The 11,694-nt window shown below is 39.3% G+C and carries 9 protein-coding genes; 4 read left to right on the top strand and 5 right to left on the bottom strand.

The genetic code is table 11. The features are described from left to right. Positions 1 to 238 precede the first annotated feature (238 nt). From AC805_RS18170 to AC805_RS18160, 3 genes are all read left to right on the top strand, one after another. Positions 239 to 799, top strand: a complete 561-nt coding sequence (locus AC805_RS18170; RefSeq protein WP_055076693.1) for a type IV pilin-like G/H family protein — start codon at positions 239 to 241, stop codon at positions 797 to 799. A 363-nt stretch (positions 800 to 1,162) separates the two neighbouring features. After that, positions 1,163 to 1,762, top strand: coding sequence for a type IV pilin-like G/H family protein (locus AC805_RS18165; protein ID WP_055076692.1), 600 nt, complete (start codon positions 1,163 to 1,165; stop codon positions 1,760 to 1,762). A 129-nt stretch (positions 1,763 to 1,891) separates the two neighbouring features. After that, positions 1,892 to 4,060 (top strand): O-linked N-acetylglucosamine transferase, SPINDLY family protein, encoded by a 2,169-nt coding sequence (locus AC805_RS18160; RefSeq protein WP_055076691.1) that lies wholly within the window; start codon positions 1,892 to 1,894, stop codon positions 4,058 to 4,060. A gap of 332 nt (positions 4,061 to 4,392) precedes the next feature. Here AC805_RS18160 and AC805_RS18155 read toward each other — a convergent pair whose 3' ends face one another. From AC805_RS18155 to AC805_RS18145, 3 genes are read right to left on the bottom strand one after another with little or no spacing between them, the layout of a single operon-like run. Continuing rightward, entirely contained in the window at positions 4,393 to 5,394 is a 1,002-nt protein-coding gene (locus tag AC805_RS18155; protein WP_055076690.1) for an FkbM family methyltransferase, read from the bottom strand. Positions 5,395 to 5,437: 43 nt separating this feature from the next. Continuing rightward, positions 5,438 to 7,024: an FkbM family methyltransferase gene (locus tag AC805_RS18150; RefSeq protein WP_055076694.1), complete on the bottom strand. Its 1,587-nt coding sequence runs from the start codon at positions 7,022 to 7,024 to the stop codon at positions 5,438 to 5,440. 29 nt (positions 7,025 to 7,053) lie between these two features. After that, entirely contained in the window at positions 7,054 to 8,382 is a 1,329-nt protein-coding gene (locus AC805_RS18145; protein WP_055076689.1) for a class I SAM-dependent methyltransferase, read from the bottom strand. Positions 8,383 to 8,563: 181 nt separating this feature from the next. Here AC805_RS18145 and lnt point away from each other — a divergent pair, with 181 nt between their 5' ends. Then, positions 8,564 to 10,159, top strand: a complete 1,596-nt coding sequence (gene lnt, locus AC805_RS18140) for an apolipoprotein N-acyltransferase (protein ID WP_055076688.1) — start codon at positions 8,564 to 8,566, stop codon at positions 10,157 to 10,159. A 288-nt stretch (positions 10,160 to 10,447) separates the two neighbouring features. Here the strand turns inward: lnt and AC805_RS18135 are convergent, their stop codons facing one another. Both AC805_RS18135 and AC805_RS18130 read right to left on the bottom strand, forming a co-directional pair. Then, positions 10,448 to 10,891: a photosystem I reaction center subunit II PsaD gene (locus tag AC805_RS18135; RefSeq protein WP_055076687.1), complete on the bottom strand. Its 444-nt coding sequence runs from the start codon at positions 10,889 to 10,891 to the stop codon at positions 10,448 to 10,450. Positions 10,892 to 11,105: 214 nt separating this feature from the next. Then, the gene (locus tag AC805_RS18130) at positions 11,106 to 11,507 is read right to left on the bottom strand and encodes a pre-16S rRNA-processing nuclease YqgF (protein WP_009626150.1); all 402 of its coding nucleotides are present in this window, start codon (positions 11,505 to 11,507) and stop codon (positions 11,106 to 11,108) included. Positions 11,508 to 11,694 lie beyond the last annotated feature (187 nt).

Here is an 11,694-nt window from a genome sequence, read left to right as displayed (position 1 = left end):
TATAGTTGTTTTAAATAACTTGTAGACGGGCTTCGACTTCGCTCAGCCCTCGGTGTAAGCTAGCTGAGCGAAGTCGAAGCTGTAGTTTTTATTTGAATTATCTATATTTTTTGCAATGCACGGGACGCGATCGATCTTGAAGCAAGAATCCTTAATATTTCGGATGAATTTAAATCTCGGAAAACTGGGTAATTTGATCTAAGGGAAAAGGTTACAAGTTAGTTGCAGGTACGGGACTGTGGATTTCAAGAATTTAGTATATATAGTCAGTTTATTGCTTCGCGATCGCCAAACTAAAATTCAAAACCTTAATGGTAAAGGCTTTACGCTGATCGAAATGCTTGTCACGATGATTATCATTGGTATTCTCGCAGCGATCGCTATTCCTTCATTTCTCAATCAAGCCAACAAAGCTCGATTTGCTGAAGCCAAGTCCTATGTTGGTACTATGAGTCGGTTACAACAAGCTTACTACCTAGAAAAAAAGACATTTGCAGGCAGCATAAGCCAACTGAGTTTTGGAGCCAATACATCCTCTTCTAGTTTTACTTATTCTGTAATGACAGGAGATGTGAATGGAAATGCGAGCCCTGTTCAATTAGATCAAATTGTTACTAATATCGCATCGCCTTTATCTCCCAATTTACAAGCTTTTGTTGGAGTAGTTGGCATACCTGGTGTAGTGAGGATAGATGCTGTCTTTTGTATTGCGAATTTCAGTGGTGTTGCAATCAATCCAGGAGCGTTAGATTCTAGCGCACAGACGATGAAATGCCCCATTAACTTTACCGCCCAATAATATAGCAATGTAAGTTTTGCTGAAGCCATAAAGCCAAAAAGATAAGATGTGACACTTCACGCCGTCACTTATCTTTTTAGCTTTTATTTGTCCTAAATAACTCAAACATTGCTCTAAGCCATGTTCTTATCCCAGTTCTCAAAATGACAACGCCATTTTGAGAATCTCAAAACCTTACTGGGCTAGCTTTTTAATTCACTGAAGTGAGCCAACACTTCAGTGAATTGATATTATCCCAAAATTATGGGGGGTATCTATCTAAAAACATTTTTTCGTTCAGTGATATCATCCAGTTTTTTTGTGGGTAAGTTATTTGCACAACCAAGTCGGTTAACGTTCTTGACATACACGGGATAAAGAATCATGAAATCTGAATTCAAGACCAAGCTCATTCAACACATCCTCAACAAGAAGAATGGCGAAAAGGGCTTCACCCTGATCGAACTTCTCGTTGTTATCATCATCATCGGTATTCTTGCTGCGATCGCTCTTCCTTCCTTCCTAAATCAAGCGTCTAAAGCTCGTCAGTCTGAAGCTAAGACCTATGTAGGTTCCATGAATCGTACTCAACAAGCTTACTACCTAGAGAAACAATCCTTTGCTCCCGACCTTGCAACCCTAGCCGTTGGTATTGCTTCAGCCACTGCTAACTACACCTATATCACTGGTACAGATACAGCTGGAACAGCGGCAGCTACTAAAGCCTCTTCGGGTGTCCATAGCTGGGCAACACCAAACAGTGGAACAGCACCATTGAAATCTTACTTGGGAGCAGTTTCAATCGCTACTCCAGCAGGTTCCAATGAAGCTACAACCTTAGCCGTTTTGTGTGAAGCTAATCTTGCTCCTGTAAATAGTGGCGTTAATCTTGCAAACGCGGCTCCATTAACCGCAGCCAATAAAGCTGGTATTACAGCTTCCGCAGCTCCCACCTGCCCCGCAAGCTTCACTGCGGTTCAGTAACTTGAAGCAAGTTTCAGGTTTTGTATAGCTTATATTAGTAATAAAGCAAAAGCTTTGGCATTCATTAAACTCAGAATGATTGCCAAAGCTTTTTTAAGATCGTTATTAAAGTCATTGCTAAATTCTCCCATGTCTAATAATGTTTTCCAACAAGCCTATGAATACCTTCTGATTGGGGAATACAGCAAAGCATCTCTTCTTTATGAAGAAGCAATTAGTGAAGATCCAGATTCTAGAGAAAATTACTGGTATCTAGGTTTATCTATGTTGCTAAATGGGCAAGAACTAGAAGCCCAATTAACGTGGGGTATGGTGACTGCTGATAGAGATTTAGATGAAGTCGAGATTTTGGGGCAAGAGCTATGCCAAATTCTTCATCAAGAAGCCGAAAGACTAGACAATACCAAGGAATATGCTAAGGCTTGGTTAATTCGCCAGCATATGCGAGAAATTGCACCTCAAGATTTTGATAACCTAGTCCAAATTGTGTATTTAGAGCTTAATCTCAATGATTTTAGTCAGGATTCTTTAAATCAGTTAAATATTCTTGAATTATTGCAACAAGAACCAAACCCATCCATTCAAGAGGGATCGGTTTTACAGTTAGTTCAAAATCTCCTCAACTCTAAGTTGGAATACACCTCAGTTTTGAATGTTGTATATAGTTGTATTCCACATATCATTCACAATCCTAAAGAATATATTGATCTGTTACTTCCTATTGCAGGTAAACTTAGTCAAAATAGTCATCCAGTAGCACAGGAAATACTAGAGACATGTCTAGATCTTGATCCCAATAATATGATCACTTTGGGATATTTAGTTGATGCTTATATATATAGTGGGAATTATTCTAAATCTGTCGACCTCATTCAAGATTACACAACTAAAACAGACAATCTTTTACAAAAAATAACGATCTATTTCTTGCTTGTTTTAAGTCTGATGAGTGCAGGAAAATCATGGAAGGAAGCAGAAACAGCATTTAATCACTATGTATCGTATTTACTACAACAAGCTCAACAAGCACCTGAAGTCTTGACTATATATCTGTGTAGGGGTATGGCTTTTGCTGCATATTTTAATGACAATCCTAGAGATAATCGTAAAACTCAAAATCAGCTTTTCCGTATATGTCAAAATAATCAGCGCAAAGATAGTCACATTATAGAATATAGCCATCATAGAGATTCTGCTCTCAAAAGAATTGGATATTTATCTACTAGTTTAAGAAGTCATTCTGTTGGTTGGTTAGCCAGATGGTTATTTAAATATCATGATCGTAGTCGATTTCAAATTTATGGATATTTCCCACAATATTATCAAGGCGACTCACAACAACTCTGGTTTGACAAGCATGTAGATAGATCCTACCGAGCAGGTATAGAATGTGTAGGTACATTATCTGATTTTGTAGAACAAATTTATCGAGATCGCATTGATATATTGATAGATCTTGATAGTTTAACTTCTTCTACTTGCTGTGAAATAGTTTCCCTTAAACCTGCACCTTTACAAGTAACTTGGTTAGGTTTAGATGCCTCAGGTATACCTGCAATGGATTATTTTATTGCAGATAAATATGTTCTGCCAGAGAATGCTCAGGAATACTATTCTGAAAAGATATGGCGGTTGCCTAATTCTTACATTGCGGTAGATGGATTTGAAATAGGAGTTCCAAGTTTACAACGTCATCATCTGAATATTCCTAACGATGCAACTATTTTTTTAACTACTCAGAAAGGGTATAAACGCCATTCTGATACTATAGTACTCCAAATGAAAATCATTAAAGCAGTCCCCAACAGTTACTTTTTAATCAAAGGAATAGCAGAAGAGCAAAGTACTCAAAACTTATTTCTAACAATAGCCGAGCAGGAAGGAGTAAGTCCCGATCGCCTTAGATTTCTAAAGATGACTGGAACTGAAGTGGAACATAGAGCTAATTTAGCAATTGCTGATGTAGTTCTAGATACCTATCCCTATAATGGGGCGACTACTACCATGGAAACTTTATGGATGTGTATTCCCTTAGTGACTAGAGTGGGAGAACAGTTTGCGTCTCGAAATAGTTATACTATGATGATGAATGCAGGCATTACTGAGGGAATTGCTTGGACTGATGAAGAGTATGTTGAGTGGGGAATTCGCTTGGGTGCTGATGAATCCCTAAGAAAAGAAGTATTCTGGAAGCTAAAAGAGTCACGTAAAATTTCTCCTCTGTGGAATGCGAAGCAATTTGCCATGGAAATGGAACTCGCTTATGAGAAGATGTGGGAAATATATTTGCTGCAATAGCTCCCTTTAAGGCCTTACAATTTAATAAAGTACCAAATATAAAACCAGAATCAGTGATTCGGCTCCTCTGCTCCACTGATTCTGGGGAAACTGGATTGGTGTCTTATTTTCTCGCAAGTCCCCAAATGCTCCAATCTTCCATAATTATGACGCAGGTATTCGTTACCTAAGCACAGGGCAAAAAATCAAAAATAGAAAACCAAAACACTCCAAAACCTTTTCTAGGTAAAGCCTTCGGGCTTGTTAGCTTAAATACTTGTTGGGAGAGCATTTCAAGCTTTTTTGGTTGTACTTAGATTCGTTACAATAAAAACAGTTAAGGAAGATAACTGTTACTTTGGGATAGATACGAGACTAGATAGGGATGAAGGTATATCTAGATCGGTAAGAAAATCTTGAATTCTTGACACAATAGGTAAACTTCCTAGCCCTTGCTTAACTAATTCTGGAAATTGAGATAAGCCTTCAACAATCACCATGGCTAAGTTATATTTTCTATCTTTTCCATAGTTTAAAGTCAGATATTCTAGCAATTCTAAAGCATAGTCAGGAAAATTTAGGATGTCAGCAATACAAGCTAGTTCCAGGATTTGATCGGGATTCTGGTTGTGAGATTGGATTGGATCGCGAAAATAAAAAGCATCACCCCATAGCAATTGCCCTGCTCGTTGGGTTGATCGAATTGGTGAATTTGATCTTACGCGGTAAGCAGTTGATATATCAAACAAAGTGAAACCTTGACTTCTCAAAAAGGTGTCTACATCAGCAAACAAAGGTTGATCGACATATAAATGAGAGAATTCAACTTCAATTTGTATAGCTAAAATGCTATCTAAAATTCTATTTGCGCCCTGAAGAACATCTAGATCTGCTCCTTGAACGTCAATCTGGAGAAAATTAATTTCGTCAATTCCTTCCAATTCACAAAAATCATCTAAAGTATTTGTTTGAATTTGGCAGCTAAAGTCTAAGTTTACTAATTCTGGCAAACCAGCAAAGCGCTTTAAATAGGGTTCATTAGGCGGATAAAGAGAACTGCACATTGGAGCTTTAGTAATATACAGTGTTCTTTCTTCTTCAGCTTTCCCAAGTGCTAAAGGAATATGTACTTCTTGCCAATCAATATGTCTTGATTCTAGTTCAGAGTTTGCTGCCTCACAAGCATCGCTGTCGGCATCAAAGCCATATATAGTTAAGTTGGGAACAAACAATCCCCATCCTTTGCTTGCATAATCGTCATAGTCACCTAGTTTACGAGAACCAACGTTGCACAATGTCATATGAATGCGATCTAAGAAGCCATCTTTTTTTAAAATCGAGAGAAATATTGACATATATTATTTACTCTTCTTTTGTAGATAATTTTTAATAGTACTACTATCGGGTAAGTTGCTTCTGGGGTAAAGCTATTATATTCAGACTATCCTGAAAATGAGCATTTACATCAACAGGAACTAACCTTTGTAAATATGGCTGATATCTAAATAGTTGATAACCAATGCTTCTCAAATAATTCGCCACAGGCTCATTGCTGCCTTGTTGTCCCGCAATATTTTCATAGAGGATGATTGGTTCAAACTCAGTAAGAATGCTAGCGCTTCCTTTTAATACTTGTAATTCATGCCCTTCAGCATCAATTTTGAGAAAATCAACTCGACTCACGCTATATTCCTCAATTAGACTATCCAAAGTAAAACACTCTACCTCTTCAACTCTACTAGCATCTCTAGCTTGCCCTTCCTCTTCAGAAATTAGCTCGTTAAGCTCACTAGCCGAACTAAGCGATAATTTTGCCTTGCCATTGCGATCGCTAGCGGCTCCTACACAAACTTTTACGCAATCTAATTGATTGACTCTAATCGTTTCACTGAGATAAGTAACACATTGTGAAAATGGCTCAATAGCAAGTACTAATCCCTTTTCTCTAACCCTCTGAGCAGCGCTAAACGTATATACACCAACATTTGCACCAACATCAATCACTGTCATTCCTTCTTGAATTTGGTTGCGCCAAAATTCAAGTTCCTGCTCAAACCAATCACCTTGAGCGACTAATACTGATGTAACGATACTACGAAAGCTAGGCTCAACGGCTAAAACTAAATTTCCCTCGAAGGCAACATAGGTAATTGGGCTATCTACTTCTAACTTTGTCCATTGCCACTCAGCAGCATCGATACCTTGATTCAGACAAATCTCATTTGCCATTTCTAGCCAATATCTAGCATTATTGAAATCGGAAATTTCGCGATATCCAATATAAAGAGATTGTAAAATCGGTGCATAATTGATAACCAATTGCCTTGCATAGTGTAAATGCACAATTCCTTCAGTATAATTCCCCATTAGTTCCGCAACTCCCAACATAAGACGGGCGGTAGGGTTTTGCGGACAAAGTTGATTTGCCAACCGTAAGAAGCGAATTCCCGATGAGTTGTAAAATATAAATTGTGATCTCCTTAAGGCATCAGACAGTAGTATTAGGGATTGACTATACCCATTCTCGGCATTAACAATAAATTCAAACTCTAAAGAGTCTCTGGCTAATAAAGGCAAATAGACCAAACTCTTTGCTGGAATATTCACAGGTATATAGTCATGATGAAATATATTAATAGCTGTATTGAGAGCTAAATTAATTGCTTTTCTATGCTCTCCTAACATACTTTGGATAAGTAGATAATGAGCAGCACATTGTGGATTTTTATCTAGGCTGAATCCTATTTCCAGCTTTTCCATTGCAGTTGTTATTAAAGTAGATTTTATATCTAAATCTTCAGAATTCTCAGCTTCAATCAAATTAATAACAGCTAGATTATTCCAATCTAGAGAAGTTTTAGGGTTATCCCAGTTCGTGCTATCCAAGATTATTTCTATTGATGACAAAATGCTTGCATCAATATCGGGATAGTGGCTAAAAATATATTCAAGATAAACAGTGTTAGCGTTATTCTGTGATTCCACAAATAAATCCTCAGTAAAAATAGAAAATATCAAATTTGAGGCTCTATCATAAGATAATCAAGGCTTTCTAAAGTTATTATTGTGTTTTTTACTAATTGAAAAGCTTTCTGATGATCTATAGGCTGCAAAGTAACAGGATCTACTGGTCTAAATTGCTTCCAACGTTCAACCAAGGAAAACATTGTTTGATAGTTGTCTAATAAGGGTAAAAGACAGGTAGCCATAGAGCTATCAAGCGTTACAAATTGTCTACTAGTCGATAGATAGGTATTAAGTTTCATAATTCCACAACCTAGAGCATTAGTTACTAAATCCTCCCTAAACTTAGAATTATTTAGTTGGGGATGTAGATAAACTTTTGCTTCTTGCCAGTCAATATCATTCCATGTGCTAAAAGGTATGAAAGTCTGAATTTCCTGATGATGACCACACCAAAAGTCTAATAGTCGATGAATCGGATTGAGAAACTCATATATTCTGAGGCGATCTTCAATTGATAGATCTGGCAAGCTCATTTCCCAAAAAACAGGTAAGTTATCTGTCTCTTTAAATAAATCCCTAAAATTCCATTCGCGCCAGTTTACCATACTGATAAACTCTAACTCGGCAGATCTCAGAGCCGAGAACATATCAGCGATATCATAACCTTTATCCCCTTGAAAGAGATGGTTCATTAAAATATCTTCTTTGTTATCTACACTGGTGTAATTTGGATTCCAAGTTTGAGCTTTGAGTAGGATATTATCCTTTAAAGCTTGCATTGTCTCAATGACAACTTCTATTTCAAGATCTTCAGGATTTTCATCTAACAATCCCATCATTCCAAACATTTTTTGAGCGCGATAGATATTAACTCTTTGTGCAGAACTATGCAAATTACTACGAATAATCCCATCAGGTTTTAAAACTGATTTCATTGCTTTTAGAGCAGTTTCAGGCTCAGGAAAAAGATAGAGCAACTCATCACAGTTTATGTAATCAAATTGATAATTTAGTGAAGATAAATCTTCAATTGATAGTACGTGAAATTCCACATTGTCAAAACCATGATGTTTTAAACGTTGTTCGGCTAATTTAATTGACTCTGCGGATATATCTACACCTACTATTTTTGCTCCTGGATTTGCTTCAGCTAAAATAAGGGACTTATAACCAGAACCGCATCCTGCATCTAAAATAACTTTTCCTTTAGTATCTATAACTCGCTGATCTCTCAAATAGAAAGAGGTCACCAAGTTGTGTATATATAGCTCATTGGGGCTATCTTTAGGCGATTTATCTAGTGGGATTCTGGGATATGGGCTACTATCAAACTGTTGACGAATTTTATCTAGTAAATCAGATTGAGGATTGGTCATAGAGTTTGCTCCTAAGGATAATTTCTGAGGTTTTGCATTAGCTAAATAAATGCGATTGCATTGTATCAGAGCCTATAGGCATTCTGATAGGGATCCTTTGTGCTAGATTTTAGTTCAACAACTATCAGTTCTTGTCGTACTCACTGACTGCATCATATTACAAGGAAGATCTGGCTTTCCTATGCAAAATTTGCAAAATCTTCTGTTTGCTGCCCTTGGGGGGCTATTGATGGGACTGACTCCCGATCCCTTTGGTCAATGGTGGCTGGCTTGGATTGCGCTGATGCCTTTGTGGATGTTGGCTCAAAGGCTGAAAGTGAAGGCCGCGATCGCAATGGGGGCGATGTGGGGATTTTGCTATCACGGTATGGCGTTATTTTGGATTACATCTGTACATCCGATGGAATGGATGGGTGTGCCTTGGTGGAATAGTTTTTTGATTGCTACATTAGTTTGGTTGTTGATTGCGGGTTGGGGGGCAGTATTATCGGGGCTATGGGCAGGGGGAATGGCATTATTTACTCAGAAATTGAATGTGCCGAGTCGGCTGGTTATTGCCTGTGCGATCTTTAGTGGTTTGGAGATTGTTTGGAGTTGGGGACCTCTCTATTGGACAGCACTGGGTTATACCCAGAGTCCTCACGATCTATTACTTCTGCAAATCAGTCGCCTCTCTGGTCAGCAAACTATGACTTCCGCGATTGTGGCTGTCAATGGATTGTTAGCGGAAACTCTGTTGCAGAAAACTTGGCGCGATCGCTTTGCCTCAGCAAATCATCAGGTAATAATTACGCCATTGCTTGTTTTTGTAAAACAATGGCGCTATGCGATCGCCGCAATTTTGCTTGTATTAGCAATGGCTGGTTATGGCGTATGGGAAATGCAAAGCGATCGCATGGCAAGCACAAATGGCAAAGCGATCAAAGCAGGTATTATTCAGGGTAACTTCCCGAATATCCTGACGGTCTTACCGAGAGGATGGGAAATTGCCGTTGATAACTATACAAAGGGTTATGAAAAGTTGGCTCAATCTGGAGCGGAAATGATCGTTACACCTGAAACGGCGATTTCCTTTCTCTATCCAAATTACGATGCGCGTCGCGAACCTTTCGATCGCGTGGTTGAGAAATATCGCGTGCCCGTATGGTTGGGAGGTTTTGGTAAGACCCGCAATCCGAATACTGAAGATCCAAATAATTACACAAATAGTCTCTTTCTAATTGACGGTTCTAATAAGATTCTCAGTCAATATGACAAGGTTCGCCTTGTGCCAGTAGGTGAATATATTCCCTTTAAAGCAATTTTAGGCAGTCTAATTAAGCGTCTATCACCACTGCGCGGAGAAGTGGAAGCTGGTTCGAGCGAGCAACTGGTCGATACACCTTGGGGGCGCTTTATCTTGGGAATCTGTTATGAATCCGCCTATCCAGCTACCTTTCGATTTCAAACCGCCGCAGGTGGGAAGTTAATCCTCTCCGCTTCCAACAATGCTCATTTTGCTTCCTATATGTCAGCCCAACACCATGCTCAAGATGTCGCTAGAGCCATCGAAAGCGATCGCTGGGCGGTAAGGGCTACCAATACTGGCTATTCAGGCTTTGTCGATCCCAATGGGCGGACGATCTGGCTCTCGCAGGTCAACACCTACGAAACCCATGCAGAAACAGTTTATTTAAGGGATACGAAGACTCTCTATGTCCTCTGGGGCGATTGGATGACCCCTTTACTTGGTGTCATGGGTATTGCTATTTATGCCCAACATCGCCTCATGAATTAAAAAATATAATTACAACCCAAAATAGTGTTGCCGCGCTTCGCGCGGCAACACTATTTTGAGTTTTATAGCAATTCACGAAAGTGTGACAACACTTTCGTGAATTGCTATAAAACCCAGTAAGGTTTTGAGATTCCCAAAACGGCAACGCCATTTTGGGAATTGGTTTTATGTCCTGATACAGTTGCTATACAAAAGCTGCCGCAACCTTGCGATCGCGACAGCTTTTGTAAAAATTAAAGATAAATGAGAGCAAAATGAGAGCGATAGGGTAATAGCTTTAGCTATTAATTAGACATCGTAAGTAGCCTTACCAGTAAACTTAACGCTTACGGGGTTAGGATTATCACCAATCTTGCGGCTGACGCTATTTGCGGCAACACGACCAGCATTCACCTTCTCAGGGAATACACCATCGCTAGGATGTAGATAAACTTGGTCGCCATTGGGAAATTCGCGCCAAATCTTATAGTTGGTGATCTTAAATTTACGCAACTGTGTACCTAAAGCTAATGCTTGCTCTTTCTTAGCTAAGTAAAGCAAGTTATCGCCTTTGACCATAGTCGCAGCACCGCCTGTAGGCATTTCAAATACTTGTTCTTTGGGGCTTTCCCAAGAGATCAGGTACTTTTCTTCGGTGAAGGCTGCGTTGAGCAAACCACCAGTGCTACCGCCCCAGATAGGAGTTTTACCCTTGGGGGTAGGTGCAGTCGCTGTTGCTTGTTCTTCTGACATTGAGATTTTCTCCCAAATTGCGTATACGCCTTTGTTATCATTTGCAAAGATATCATTCCTATATACCCCTGCTTCAAGCTTACTTAACGTTACTTTACGAAGCTTGACAAAACTTTTGGAGAAAGTATGGGGTTAAGATGTTGTTTTCAGGTTTATGGGTTTTCCTAAACAGGTAAGGATGGGCGGTGCGAAGCGCCCATCCTTACCTGTTTAGTTAGGAACTAATGAGGCGGCTAAGATAGCGTTCGATGAGGATGGCTGCCACGATATCATCGATGGGACGATGGGGCGATCGCATTCCGAGGGGGACTAATTTCATTAAGCCTTGGGCGGGATAAATTTGCCAAAATCTTTGACGCGCCTCTTCGCTGCTAAAACGCTCGTCTACGGTGATGATCCGTAGGTCGGGGAATGTGGCTTGTAATTCGGCTTTCCATTGCTTAGAGGCAGTCTGATCGCCCATCACCATCAACGAAATGGGATAGCTCTCTAATAAATTGCCGACTTTGGCGATCGCTTCTAGGCTGGGGATGACTGCCTGAAAATGCAGCTTACGATCTAAGCCCATGACAGCGACACCGCATTTTTGTTTTCCTGGATCGAAACCTAGTAGCACGGATGAGTTTGGTAATTTAAGTTTGGGGATTGGCTATTGGCTTTTAGCTTTTAGCTATTGGCTTTTAGCTTTTATGAGTTAGTAATTTTTGATATTGCTTTCTACTTTCTACAATATAGCCTTTCGAGAAATAGCTTTTTGAGTAAAGTAGCCAATTTGCTAGGCATAATTAAAAACCAAAACCAGA

Source organism: Pseudanabaena sp. 'Roaring Creek', assembly GCF_001402795.1.
Taxonomy (GTDB): Bacteria; Cyanobacteriota; Cyanobacteriia; order Pseudanabaenales; family Pseudanabaenaceae; genus Pseudanabaena.
The sequence above is the reverse complement of the archived record's forward strand: the minus strand, read 5'-3'. Positions and strand labels throughout refer to the sequence as shown.